This window comes from Bacteroides sp. MSB163 (genome assembly GCF_036416795.1).
GTDB classification, from domain to species: domain Bacteria; phylum Bacteroidota; class Bacteroidia; order Bacteroidales; family Bacteroidaceae; genus Bacteroides; species Bacteroides maternus.
This window is the reverse complement of the sequence record NZ_CP143867.1, coordinates 1180076-1193262: the sequence shown is the minus strand read 5'-3', so window position 1 is coordinate 1193262 and position 13187 is coordinate 1180076. Positions and strand designations below refer to the sequence as shown.

The 13187-nt window shown below is 44.1% G+C and carries 9 protein-coding genes and 1 pseudogene; 2 read left to right on the top strand and 8 right to left on the bottom strand.

Annotated features, from left to right (window positions below):
- Position 1: 1 nt before the first annotated feature.
- A complete protein-coding gene (gene lepB, locus VYM24_RS04120; protein ID WP_330941527.1) occupies positions 2-1474 on the bottom strand; it encodes a signal peptidase I in 1473 nt (490 codons plus the stop codon).
- A gap of 49 nt (positions 1475-1523) precedes the next feature.
- Positions 1524-2285 (bottom strand): 4-hydroxy-tetrahydrodipicolinate reductase, encoded by a 762-nt coding sequence (dapB, locus tag VYM24_RS04115; protein WP_278703595.1) that lies wholly within the window; start codon positions 2283-2285, stop codon positions 1524-1526.
- 96 nt (positions 2286-2381) lie between these two features.
- Between dapB and VYM24_RS04110 the strand changes: the two genes are divergently transcribed.
- A complete protein-coding gene (locus tag VYM24_RS04110) occupies positions 2382-3656 on the top strand; it encodes a DUF2851 family protein (RefSeq protein WP_330941526.1) in 1275 nt (424 codons plus the stop codon).
- 73 nt (positions 3657-3729) lie between these two features.
- Here the strand turns inward: VYM24_RS04110 and VYM24_RS04105 are convergent, their stop codons facing one another.
- Positions 3730-4368, bottom strand: coding sequence for an HU family DNA-binding protein (locus tag VYM24_RS04105; RefSeq protein ID WP_007661444.1), 639 nt, complete (start codon positions 4366-4368; stop codon positions 3730-3732).
- Positions 4369-4710: 342 nt separating this feature from the next.
- Between VYM24_RS04105 and VYM24_RS04100 the strand changes: the two genes are divergently transcribed.
- A complete protein-coding gene (locus VYM24_RS04100) occupies positions 4711-6024 on the top strand; it encodes a VapE domain-containing protein (protein WP_330941524.1) in 1314 nt (437 codons plus the stop codon).
- Positions 6025-6231: 207 nt separating this feature from the next.
- Here the strand turns inward: VYM24_RS04100 and VYM24_RS04095 are convergent, their stop codons facing one another.
- The 5 genes and pseudogenes from VYM24_RS04095 to VYM24_RS04075 all read right to left on the bottom strand — a co-directional run bounded on the left by VYM24_RS04095 (position 6232) and on the right by VYM24_RS04075 (position 13053).
- Positions 6232-6813: a DUF6705 family protein gene (locus VYM24_RS04095; protein ID WP_138292793.1), complete on the bottom strand. Its 582-nt coding sequence runs from the start codon at positions 6811-6813 to the stop codon at positions 6232-6234.
- Between the two features lie 217 nt (positions 6814-7030).
- Complete coding sequence (locus VYM24_RS04090; RefSeq protein ID WP_278703587.1) at positions 7031-7612, bottom strand: DUF6705 family protein; 582 nt, start codon at positions 7610-7612, stop codon at positions 7031-7033.
- A gap of 7 nt (positions 7613-7619) precedes the next feature.
- Positions 7620-9536, bottom strand: a complete 1917-nt coding sequence (locus tag VYM24_RS04085; RefSeq protein WP_330941523.1) for a hypothetical protein — start codon at positions 9534-9536, stop codon at positions 7620-7622.
- Between the two features lie 778 nt (positions 9537-10314).
- A pseudogene (locus VYM24_RS25380) lies at positions 10315-10773 on the bottom strand (O-antigen ligase family protein); the annotation flags it as partial.
- 354 nt (positions 10774-11127) lie between these two features.
- Positions 11128-13053 carry a hypothetical protein gene (locus VYM24_RS04075; protein WP_330941521.1) on the bottom strand — a complete coding sequence of 642 codons (1926 nt, stop codon included), beginning with the start codon at positions 13051-13053 and terminating at the stop codon, positions 11128-11130.
- Positions 13054-13187 lie beyond the last annotated feature (134 nt).

The window sequence follows — 13187 nt, the reverse complement described above, 5'->3', positions numbered from 1 at the left end:
ATCATTTTACCCACTTGAATATCCGGTTCCAACGGATTTTTCCATCAAACCAGCCACGATCCTTATCGAGGGATAACCAGACAACAATTGGCTTACCTACAACATGGTCCTCCGGCACGAAACCCCACGAACGGGCATCGGCTGAGTTGTGGCGGTTATCGCCCATCATCCAGTAGTAATCCATTTTGAAGGTATATTCGTCCGTCTTCTTGCCATTAATATAGATGCCGTCCTCTTTTACTTCCAGTGTATTACCTTCATAAGCTCTGATAGGGCGTTCGTAGATGGGCAGATTGTCCTCAGTCAGCTTGATGGTGGCACCCTTTTTCGGTATCCAGATCGGGCCGTAGTTGTTGCGGTCCCATTTGGTGTAAAGATTCAACGGGTACATTTGACCGGAGAATATTTCCGGCTCCATAACGATGCTACTGACGAGTTTCTTATTGGCAGACAGGGTTTCATACATTTTCTTAGTCAGTGGTAAGTCATAGGCCGGAGCCAGGCGGCCTTGTGCATCACGGTGAGTCAAGCCCATTTCCATTAATAAACCTTCGTTGCTGATTAATGTTTGGTCGTCCTTGCTGATACCCAGTTCGCGGAACATATCTTCAGTGATGTATGGTCCTGTGGTCTGTACGAAGTAGTTGAGCTGCATTTCTTCAGGGTTTTCGAGAGGTTTTCCATCGATATATACCTGTGCGTCTTTGATTTTCAGTGTGTCTCCGGGTAAGCCAACGCAGCGCTTTACATAATTTTCCCGACGGTCTACGGGGCGGACAACGATATCACCGTACATCTTGGGATTGGAACGTATCAGATTTCTTCCGGCATTATAATACAGATCGTAGACAGTGCGTTGCTGCTTGCGCGTCAAGCTGTCCATATTTACAGGATTCGGATAGAGACGTTGTCCTTCGTTGTAGGCAAGGGTGTAGAAATCCGTTTGCTGGAAGTTGGTGGCTACGGTGTCTCCGGCAGGGAAATTGAAAACTACGATATCATTCCGTTTCACTTTACCGAGACCCGGAACACGTTTATAGTCCCACTGGGGCCACTCGATGTATGATTTTGTATTCACTAACGGCAAAGTGTGTTGCGCTAATGGCATAGACAGTGGTGTGTTTGGCACACGCGGACCATAACTCAACTTGCTGACATAAAGATAATCGCCTACCAGCAAAGACTTCTCCAGAGAAGAAGAAGGTATCTGATAGTTCTGAAATACATAGATGTTGACGAAATAAACGGCTACCAGTGCAAACACGATAGCATCTACCCAACTCATAACACTGCGTACAGCCGGATTCTCTGATTTCTTCCAGAAGCCCCAGGGAATTTTCTTGCTGATGTAGATGTCGAAGATGAAAGGTACGACAATCAGTCCCAACCAGCTTTTTACCCATATCAGGAAAGCGAGGTAAAGCACGGTGACGATTGCGAATTTAACCCATTGGGCGCGAGTTGCTTTTCTCATTATTATATTATTTTTGTTGTTCACCACAGATTATACAGATTCACACAATTTATTTCAGGAACGGGAACAAGTCGCTCATTCCCAGATATCCTTGCTTGTCGGCGGTATATTCGGCAGCAAGAACGGCACCCAGTGCAAAACCTTTTCGATTCTTGGCATCGTGTGTCAGGATGATGCTGTCTGCTTCCGACTCGTAACGGATCACATGAATGCCCGGTACTTCACCTTCGCGGATGGAACTGACAGGAATTTCATCTGCTGCACATTCGGCAGAGCCGGAAACATTTCCATCCGGTGCCTGCATGGTTCCTTTCACCCAGCGTTCTTTACGGTCGAGATTTTCCAGTATTTCTTCGGCAAGCGTGATGGCTGTACCGCTTGGTGCGTCCAGTTTATGAATATGGTGTGTCTCACTCATCGTCACGTCGTAGGTAGGAAATCGGTTCATAATCTTTGCCAGATATTTATTCACGGCAGAGAAGATGCTGACGCCCAGACTGAAATTAGACGCCCAGAACAGCGTTTTACCTCCTTGGGTACAAAGTTTTTTGATTTCCTCACCATGTTCGTCCATCCAACCCGTACTACCGGAAACCAACTTCACTCCGGCTTCGAAGGTTTTTATATAATTGGAGTAGGCTGCCATCGGATTTGTGAATTCTATGGCAACATCAGCACTCTTGAAAGCGTCCGATTTAAAATCCTCCTGGTTATCTACATCGATGATGCTGACAATCTCGTGTCCGCGACTGAGGGCAATCTTTTCGATTTCCTTACCCATTTTACCGTAACCGATTAATGCTATTTTCATTTTTTCTTCTGATTAAATTCACTTTATCAACGTTCTATAGGTCGCAAAGATAATCTTTTTCTTACATTTGTTGCGTACATTAACTTCTTGTTAACAATGGAACTACTATTGCATTATGTGTGGAAGCATAAAATCTTTCCGTTAAAGATGCTCCAGACCACTACCGGCGAACCGGTTGAAGTGATAGATGCCGGACTACCGAACACGAATGCAGGCCCCGACTTCTTCAATGCCAAACTAAAAATCGGCGGTACCCTTTGGGTGGGAAACATCGAAGTGCATACATTGGCATCCGATTGGATGAGGCATGGTCACGATAAAGATGCGGCCTATGACAATGTCATTCTGCACGTAGCGGAAACTGTGGATTGTGAGGTGTTTCGCGCAAATGGAGTACCGGTGCCACAACTGCAACTACCCTGTCCTGACCCCGTCCGTCAGCGTTATGATGAACTGAGCCATGCGGAAATCTATCCTCCTTGTTATTCTATACTGTCTTCTCTTCCGAAACTAACAGTCCATTCCTGGCTTTCTGCTTTGCAGGTGGAACGTTTCGAGCAGAAAGCCCGTGTGATTGCCGCCCGGTTGGAGCGATGTAATAATCATTGGGAAGATGTGTTCTTTATCACTTTAGCTCGTAACTTTGGTTTCGGTCTGAACGGAGATGCCTTTGAAACGTGGGCCGGCCGTCTGCCTTTCCGGGCGATAGACAAGCACCGGGATAATCTCTTCCAGGTAGAAGCCTTCTTTTTCGGACAGGCCGGATTGCTGGATGAGGAACTGCCGGATGCGGACGGATATTACCGGAAGTTGCAGAAAGAGTTCCGCTATTTGCGGCATAAGTTTGAGTTGCCGGTTCCGATGACCGCCACTCAATGGCGTTTTCTCCGTTTGCGTCCCGGCAATTTTCCCCATGTCCGTCTGGCGCAGTTGGCAAATCTATATTATAAAGAACGGTCTTTATTCTCACGTATTATGGAAGCGGATACGTTGGAGGCTGTCCGGAAACTCTTGACTGTCACTACCTCTCCGTATTGGGAAGAGCATTTCAATTTCCGGAAGGTCTCGTCCTCCCGTGAAAAGCAAGTGGGGAAAAATGCTCAGAACCTGATTATTATCAATACTGTTATTCCTTTCCTGTACGCCTATGGCCTGCATAAAGCCGATGAGCTGCTTTGCGAACGGGCTACGGGATTTCTTGAAAGTCTGAAAGCGGAAGATAATCATATCATCCGCCACTGGAGTGGGGCAGGGCTGCCTGTATCTACTGCCGCTGATTCGCAGGCTTTGTTGCAACTTCAGAAAGAGTATTGCGATAAGAAAGACTGCTTGCGCTGCCGCTTTGGGTTTGAGTATCTGAAGCAGAAATAAGAGGGTTCTGTTCTTTCAGTTCCTGCCGGAGCTCCTTGTTCATCGGTGCTCCGGCTGAAACTATTTTTTCTTTTCACCGCTTCACCTCCGCATCCCGCGACATGCCGTAATATCCCGGCATGGGGCGGTAGATGGGTTGCGTACGTCGCCCCACGTTTATCAGTTTGCCTTCCTCCTGTAGCCGTTTCAAGTGTCCGTTGGCGGTGGTACGTGCCATAGCGCACAGATTCTGGAAATCGTAGCGGATCAGTACGTCATGTTCGGTGAAGTATTCTTTCAGGCGCATGTCTATCTCCACTTCCGAGAGGCGTTGGGAGTGGCGGGTATATTTGCTCCGGGTGGCCGTGATGCCTGTCAGCGCACTTTTCAGATTGACGTCGGGACGGAAGCTGATGCTTTTCAGCCGTACCTTCAGATGCTTGTTCGGTGTGCTGCGGGTTACCTTCTGCGTAGCTTCCAGTGTCGGGGAGAAATACCCCAGACCTTCAATGTGTACCTCACGGCCTTCGCGCAACTCCTCACCGCAAATCTGCGTCAGGCAATCTATCGCGTTCATCACATCGCCCGTCGTGAGCGAACTGCGGGCATGCACGCGGGCATACAGTTGTTTCATTGTCACTTTTCCGTTAAGCAACGGGCGGGGATGCAATCCCCTTTCTTCCGGATCACCCTCAGCATTGGGGTTCTCGTACCAATCATATACTATTGACATAAATCTTATCTCTTTATGCGGTTAATATCCTTACTTTATTGTGCCAAAGGTGTTCGCTTGTAAATGAACCACTCCAGTCGGAAGACCGGACAACTTCAGTCGTTCGGTCGGATAACTCCGGTCATTCGATCGAATGACTTCGGTCGGTCATCTATAAAGAAGCATGCAAAGATACAAAAATAAGCGGGTTGCACGTATAAAAGCCCTATCTTTTTCTGTAAGCGTCTTTGTGACAAAAATAGTAGGGAAAAGCTTGCAAAACCCCTATTCCGCATAGTAACTTCGTAGCATCGAGCTCGACAAACCGATACTATTAACCATTAAAAGAAAACAAAAAACATCATGAAGAAGAATCGAATGTTATTGCAACAGCACCGACTTTTGCGCGAGGTAAGCCAACTGCTGACTGTTGCCGAAAAGCTGAAAACGGCAAAACCGGAAACAAAACTTAAAACATCGAAGCATGCCGCTAATGCGACTTCGCTCCTGACCCGCAATGTAAAGGAATTCCTGACATCCCGTTACGACTTCCGCTACAACCTGCTGACGGATGAGACCGAATTCCGCCCCGCCGGACAGCGCCTGACGCCCTTCACCCCCATAGGCAAGCGTGAACTGAACGCTTTATGCATTGAAGCGCATGACGAAGGCATCCCTTGCTGGGACAAGGACCTGAGCCGCTACGTCTACTCTTCCTATATTCCCTCTTATCATCCCTTTCACCTTTATATGGACGAACTGCCCGCCTGGGACGGGCGTGACCGGCTGACCGCACTTGCCCAACGCGTTTCCTGCCGTCCGTTGTGGGTACAAGGCTTCCACACATGGATGCTTGGGCTTGCTTCGCAATGGATGGATCAGTCCGGGCTGCATGCCAACAGTGTGGCGCCCATTCTTGTCAGCCGGGAGCAGGGGCACCGGAAGAGTACCTTTTGCCGTTCACTGATGCCCGACGTGCTGATGCGTTACTACACCGACAACCTGAAACTCACCTCGCAGGGACAAGCCGAACGGCTCCTTGCGGAAATGGGACTGCTGAACATGGATGAATTTGACAAATATGCCGAAAACAAGATGCCGTTGCTGAAGAACCTGATGCAGATGTCCACCCTCAACATCCGCAAGGCCTATCAGCAGAATTTCCGGCAACTGCCCCGCGTGGCCTCATTTATCGGCACAAGCAACCGTTTCGACCTGCTCACCGACCCGACGGGCAGCCGCCGTTTCCTATGCGTGGAAGTGAAGCGCGATATCGACTGCACCCACATAGAGCATGACCAGATTTTTGCCCAACTGAAAGCTGAACTGTCTGCTGAACGACGTAACTGGTTCACCAAGAAAGAAGAGGGAGAATTGCAAAGACATAACGAAAAGTTCTACCGCACCAGCCTTGTCGAAGAGGTGCTCGCTTCCCGGTTCCGCACCCCGCTTGCCCATGAAAAGAGCCTTGACTTGACTGCTGCCGACATTTTCAGCGAATTGCAAACGGCCAACCCTGCCGCCATGCGAGGCAGTAACCCTATGCGCTTCGGGCAAGTATTGCTTCGGGCGGGACTGAAAAGGAGACATACCGAATACGGCAATGTGTATGAGGTGGTGAGAAGACTGGAAGTTTCAGCCGGAAAGCCGATGAATAGGGGGAACCAGGGGGGCTGAAAGAACTGCAGGAAGAGAAAGAGGTTGTGGAAAGGTAATGCATAAATAGGTATTCATGCTTGATGAAGTTGTTTTTCTATTTTCAAGAGGAACATAGCTGACTATGTAACAACTGAAAATAGAAAAACAACTCAAAAAGTAGCCGACAATAAACTTAGAGAAATCTTAAATAAATTCTAAGAAGTCCTCCTCCTCCTTAAAGTAAGGTCATTCTTCTTTTGTTAATATTGCATACTCTGGTACAGAAAATCCAATAGGTAATACCTTTGTAATATCAGTATCTTCTCTGCCTTCTACTTCCCACCAAATACCTTCTTTCTCATCCAAATGCCAAAGGAGCTTTTGCGGAGACAGAAATTTGATATATCCACCGGCAATCCCTTTACCGTTAAAGTGCTTCTTTCGCTGGTCATAAAACCGTATGCTCATATAAGGAGGAACGGTATTGCTTTCATGATAATCAGTGTTTGAGGCCCATATATATATATTATTGGGATGCATAGGTGAAGTTTCTTGGTTCCAGCATGTAGGTAAAGGTTTCATGTAATCTTCAATGACTTTTCCTTTTACAGAAAGGTAGTACCCACCATAAAGTACATTAAATACAGTAGAAGGGGATATTATTTGACCTTTTTGAAAAACAATCTTGAAAATCGTATCATTCGACTGGTATACCCAAGTTCCTACATAAGCGTCCATATTGCCGGTACCCCTCTTTTTCTTTGGTTTTTGAGCGAAAATTCCGACGCTTATTAAAATGAGACACAAGGTTAAATTGATTTTATGCATAAGTTTGCTATTTAGAGTTATACGGTATTAAAATCCTGTTTGGATTTTGCTTGGTTTCATTTTGCAGACTCTTTTGAAGTTGTTTTTCTGTTTTCAATAGTAACAAAGCTGACAATGAACAACTGAAAATAGAAAAACAACTCAAAAAGTAGCCGACAATAAACTTAGAGAAATCTTAAACAAATTCTAAGAAGTCCTCCTCCTTCTTAAAGTAAGGTCATTCTTCTTTTGTTAATATTGCATGCTCCGGTACGGAAAAGCCAATAGGTAATACCTTTGTAATATCAGTATCTTCTCTGCCTTCTACTTCCCACCAAATACCTTCTTTCTCATCCAAATGCCAAAGGAGTTTTTTCGGAGATAGTAATTTTATGTATCCACCAGAGATTCCTTTACCATTGAAATGTTTCTTACGCTTATCATAAAAAGACATCCCTAAGGTAGGGACAGTTGATTTATCATAAGAATCACTATTAGGTGCCCAAATATACATATTATCCGGACGAGTAGTTGAAATTTCTAAATTCCAACATGTAGGCAAAGGCCCCATGTAGTTTTCAAGTACTTCTCCTTTTACGGAAAGGTAGTATCCACCATAAAGACCATGGGTTTCACCATATGGTGATATTTTTTTCCCTTTTTGAAAAACGATCTTGAATATCGTATCATTCGATTGGTAAACCCAGGTTCCAATATAGGCATTTATATTATTTCCGGCACCGTTTATCTTTTTGGAGTTTTGAGCCAGAATACAGATAGTTATTAAAATAAGACATAAAGTTAAATTGATTCTTTTCATGTTATTTTTAATTACAATTTTTATTAGAATATTGATCATTCTCATTGACTATTTTAGTTACCCAATCTTTGTTCTTATCAGTGGGGGACATTGGACGAAACATAACAGATAATCCTGCATTAGTGCTATTGAAAAATCTAATTAATTTCCCTATGCTTTCTTCCGGGATACCAGATTTTACATTTGTTATATTATCTTCCCAAGCACTATTAATGACATCATCAGACTCCTTATTTTCATTATAAACTTTATCAGCAAATATAGCAAACAAATCTTCCGAAGTAATTATTATGCTTAAACATCCAATGTCAGAAATCACCCCAAAGCTGTAGTTATCTACGTCAATGTTTCCTTTTTGATAATAAAAGGCCATTTTTTTTAAGTCACTTAGTGATGTTATACAGCTTTGACCGGTGATGGCAGGGTGGCAATGATAATGTTCTGTTATAAGTTTACCTGCAACTTGTCTGCTATAGTCATAGCTAAGGGATGATTCAGTTCTATTGCTCGGACTAATATATTCGCCTGTACTAGTCTTTAGCCAACCATCTTCAAAGTATTCCGTCTGGTTTTTGTCGAAGAATAGATCCACCTTATTTCTAAAATCCGCATCTCCTGACAGCAATTGCGATTTACTACAAGGATCATTTGTATGAACTTCGTTGCAATGCCTTTTACCACAAACAGCGCAAGGATCTCCATCACATATCTGGCAAGAGACACTTGCCCTTGTGGCCACATCGTCTACAATCAATCCTCCGCATATCGGACATTTGGGACCGTTACAGTCATCCGGATTGTCCGGCTCTGTATTTTCATCATCGCAAGTGCAAGGATCATTGCCGCAATTGGGACAACAAGTACAGGGATAATTACGGCAATCCGGACAACAGATGCAAGGATCGTGTCCACAATCGGGGCATTGGGAATAGCAAGTGCAAGGGTCGCTTCCACATACGAAACACACATTGCAAGTACACGGATCATTCCCGCAATAATAGCAACAGTTGCAGTCGTCAACGTTTTGTCCACATCTGGTACAATACTCAATCAAGACTTCGCATCCGCCACCGTCGTATGTATGATACAAACCACAAAAGGCACAATAGTAGACATCATTTTCCCAGTCGATAGAATAACTGGAAGCTGATAAGGAACGGTCTACCAGACTGATGGAAAGGAAGTCGTTGTCTTTCGAATAGTCGGATTGTTGCTGGCATCCGGCCCGGAAGATTTTGTGCGTTCTTTTGCCATTGGTATAATAATAGGCCGATTGGATGCGTCCGCTCGGATAAGACTTGTACCATACTCCGGTGAAAGCATGGTCATCGGGAATATGACGCATTGTTTTCATTTTTTTCCCGTGCTTTTTCATATAGTCTTTTTCTCCTATCAGGGTAACCATATAGCAATCTGTCTTTTTCTTCCCGAGCCTCTGTTCAAACACAAGCATGGACTCCGGTCTGACACGTTCAAAGATAGTTTTTTTTCCTTTTCGTTTCATTGTTTTATGGGCATATAATTTCCCGCCACTGATATTCAGAGGTATTTCTATATAGACGGATGCTGAATCTGACCATTCTCTGGCTTCATCCCATAGAGGAACAATGTTACTCTCTTGAATATCCGGCAGACCGCGTGTGTGATGTTTATGCTGACACGCATCAGTGTGTACGTGAGTACTGTCTTTCGTGGTATCTATGCTATCATTCATTCCATGACCACCGTTTGCCTTGTTTTGTGTTTGTGGCAAAGTCAATAGGGGGATGTGCGAATAATACTTTTTTACTGCGTTGAGGCTTATGGCGTCATCCGTTGTTTTCTGATTCCGCTCTTGCCGTCGCGGGTAGGGTAAATCATCAAAGCACGAATTCCATATCACTGCGAATAGGGCTAAGATGAATATTAGTTTTTTCTTTTTCATAACTAATGTGTTTTTGTTGATTAATAATACATTCTTTTTTCCGGTTAAAATTCTTTTATTGTCTCTCACCTCCTTCCTTTGTTTTGCTCAAATACTCTTTTGCCAAATGTTTCACTTGAAGAGCGGTAGAGCCTTCTTGTTTGAATTTACTATGAATGATCGTGTGGGCGCTATTCAGTGCCTTATGGGTTTGGCCGGTTTCGACGTAGTGGCGAAACAGATAGTATTGCGGCAAGACGTGTCCCGGAGCCATATCGCAGGCGGTGGACAGAAACCGTTCCGCTTCCTCGTATTTCTGAAGCCGGTGACAGCAATTGCCTAAGTCGTACAAGATCCTTGAGGAAGGAAATAGCACGGATGCCCGCCGTAACATGACTTCTGCTTTGGGATAGCTTTTATTTTTGTAGAACTGCATAGCGCACGAAGCAATGTATATATGGTTATTCTTATAGCAAGGATAATATCCGAATAGTTTGTCCTCCAGTCCGGCACCGGGCAAGCACCCGTATTCATGAATCATACTTTTTAATTCCCGTTCTTCGGACTTGAATCGCCATGCTCTGTAACTAAGGAGGCATGACGCCGACAGGCAGATGGTTATCAAGATATATCGGGGATAATAGCAGATGTTTTTTCCCGGATATGATGCCGCCATGACGGTTACCAGCAATATGATGGGCGTGATTTCCAACGGATATGAAAAAAAGGCAAAGATGCAATAGAAAGATAATACGGGGTGGAAAAACGACATGCTTCTGAACAACAAAAATAGCAGAATAAGTCCGATGATTCCATATTCGACTATGATGCGCAGGTATTCGTTGAAAGCATGGCTGTTATCGGACGCTTTGAGCTTGTAGGGAGAGTCCGGATGGTTTGCAAAATACTCGGCTTGTGTGTACATGTACCGGGATGCAAAGGTTTTTACGCCCGAACCTGTTAATGGGGAAGTATGAAGAAGCTGTCCGCTGTTTTTCCATATAAACAATCGCGCGTCGGCAGATTCTTTCTTCAGGAAATAGAGGGCCGCCAAGCAAGAAAGGCACAATACCGCTACGGGAAATAGGTGCCGGTATCGGATTTTGCGGTGCCTTGCCAATAGGTGTATAAGGGATATGAGCAGAGCTATCCATGCGGCTCGGGAATAGGAGAGGATGATAATTCCCGATATTGAGGCTGCTGCGGGTATCAATAGGGTAAAGATTGTTTTTCTGTTCTCCTTATAGCATAATGACATAAATTCTACGATTAATATCAGGCAGGCACCGATATAACCTGCCAAAGGTGCCGGGTTCTTGAAACTGCCTGTAACCGGGAAGTTGTTGTGGTTGGATTCTGCCCAACCACAAAATTGCCCCCATGCGATGAGGGACTGAATAAATCCGGTAATTGCGATTATACCCAGTAACTTGTATTGACAGGACCGTGTCAAGCAACGCACTGCTGCGTAGCAGAGTGCAACGCAACCCCATATCAGCCAATCATTTTTGTCCATAAGATTATCGGACGTTCCAACGGTGTGGCAAATAAGGTAAAGCGCAAATGCGCAAGCGTATAAGTCGGTATATGTAAAGGCTTGTTTTATCATTTTTTATCTGAAGATGACTCTGTTTCTTTCAAATGTGAAAATTCTCTCTTCGCGTCCTTTCGTATGGTTTCTGATCCAATACAGCCCGTTGACGGGTACCGAATCGAAATCAATGTATGAATATTCGGCCACTTTCATGCCCAGGCTGTTGAAGCCTTTGTCGTCACCTACCAGTAGCTCGTAAGTCTCACCGGGTACTATATTGTTATCATCCGTCAAAGGCAAGTAATGAATGCGGCTGATGCTGGCCGGAGCGCCCAAATCAATAGCCACCCAATCCTGTATTTCGGCGGAAGTTAATTTGTCCCGGTCGGATAGGGCTGCCTTTTTCTGTTCAAATCCCTTTTCCTTGGGTGATGCGAAAAAGTTCCCTTTTAATGGAACGGTGTCATTGCCGGAGAAAAATTCCAGTTCAGCGATTGAGGTCTTTCTTGGAATCAAAATTCTCCAATACCGGTATTTATGCGGATGAGAGATGAAATGATCCGCATAGTTGGAATATGCGTTTTCTGACAAGGTGGATACTTCGACTGAGGGGATGAAAGAGGGGAGATGTGAAGCTTCTATTTTTGCCCCTACCATTTTGTCGCTATTGCGGTTGACCCAATTAACCAGCGGATATTTACGTTTGAGGCGCAGTGTCTGCGTCTGCTTTTTATCGGGGCGTAAATAGTGGGGCTTTCCTGTACTGGTTATTAGAAACGGATAGGATGCGGGAACTATTTCATCATTGATCCAATATCCTGCAATGCAGGCAATGCCGGTTCCTACATTTTCAAATGTTACTGTATTCTCGCTGATCTCCCCGAAATGTATCGGGACCCATTTCTCATTATTAAATGCGCATAGGTAGGCGAATTTCCGTTTTTCCGTACTTTCATGGGTCAAATGGATATGGATGTTGAAAGTACGCTGATATTCATGGGATACATCTTTCACAAATGGGTTCTCAAAAAATGGGGGGATTGGTTCGTCTTTCACGATTTCCGATATCCAACGTCTGTTGCGGGCGTATGACCGACGAAAAACCTTAATCGTACCGTTATGTGGATTTAAGGAGCGTTCGGGACCGGAATTATATCCTTGAAAAGGATAAGAATGTCCTGTATAGTGCAATACACTATTCCAATAGTGCCGGTTTCCGCGAACGCCATATTGTGGAGTATAATCTATGTGGACAGGTACTCCTAAATCACGCATCACATATTGGACGCCATAGACATATTGAACACAATTCCAGTCTTTTGCATTTTGTGATATTAAAGGATGCCGAAATCCGTGAAATATTTGATTGGCGTAAACGGTTGATTTATAAAGTATATCATTTACAGCCTGGCATGCCTGGTAAGGAGAATATGCAAATTCATCTATATGTGAGAGCCAGTCTATGGTAGGGGAGAATTCCGGTGACAATGAATCTCTCCAATGGGATAAAGGTTCGATATCAACTCTATATGGAAGTAATGTCTCGCAAAACTCGTCAAACGTCAAATGCTTTCCCCAGGGACCTTCCCAATGGAGAAAAGCCTTGTCTATATTATCTATTAAATAATCAGCCTTGATAATCTTTATATCTTCCACCTTTTGGGGATGGGCTAATTTTAGCAAGCTTGCCTGATAAGGGTAAACATCAAACATGGCTCTTATATGTGCAGGAGCTTTAAGATATGCGTCATATTGCAAAAGATGTTGTTTGTAATTGCTTAATTCATCTGACAGAATGGAATAATGTCCCGGCATGTTTTCTATTAAAAACTTTGCTGCTTTTAATTTCAAACTATCGGATTGGTTTACGGAGTAGTGTAGCAAGACCTTTTCCAGTTCAATATGGTTGTCTCCACTTTGCGATATTGCTTGCTCTAACTGACTTTCTTGTTGGATACATGATGTCAGAATACTAAAAAGCATAAATGATATTATTGTTTTCATAAGTATTGGATATATCGTGTTATTGGCAATAAAGGAACGGATATAATATGTATCTTCTTTGTAATATTATCTCATATGTTTGAAGATATGGGAACGGATGGATTATTCTTATTTTCTGCGGATAAGATAAACTA

Bases quoted from the DNA above. Each gene is read 5' to 3' on its own strand.
- lepB (WP_330941527.1), bottom strand. From the start codon at position 1,474: ATGAGAAAAGCAACTCGCGCCCAATGGGTTAAATTCGCAATCGTCACC.
- dapB (WP_278703595.1), bottom strand. From the start codon at position 2,285: ATGAAAATAGCATTAATCGGTTACGGTAAAATGGGTAAGGAAATCGAA.
- VYM24_RS04110 (WP_330941526.1), top strand. From the start codon at position 2,382: ATGGAACTACTATTGCATTATGTGTGGAAGCATAAAATCTTTCCGTTA.
- VYM24_RS04105 (WP_007661444.1), bottom strand. From the start codon at position 4,368: ATGTCAATAGTATATGATTGGTACGAGAACCCCAATGCTGAGGGTGAT.
- VYM24_RS04100 (WP_330941524.1), top strand. From the start codon at position 4,711: ATGAAGAAGAATCGAATGTTATTGCAACAGCACCGACTTTTGCGCGAG.
- VYM24_RS04095 (WP_138292793.1), bottom strand. From the start codon at position 6,813: ATGCATAAAATCAATTTAACCTTGTGTCTCATTTTAATAAGCGTCGGA.
- VYM24_RS04090 (WP_278703587.1), bottom strand. From the start codon at position 7,612: ATGAAAAGAATCAATTTAACTTTATGTCTTATTTTAATAACTATCTGT.
- VYM24_RS04085 (WP_330941523.1), bottom strand. From the start codon at position 9,536: ATGAAAAAGAAAAAACTAATATTCATCTTAGCCCTATTCGCAGTGATA.
- VYM24_RS04075 (WP_330941521.1), bottom strand. From the start codon at position 13,053: ATGAAAACAATAATATCATTTATGCTTTTTAGTATTCTGACATCATGT.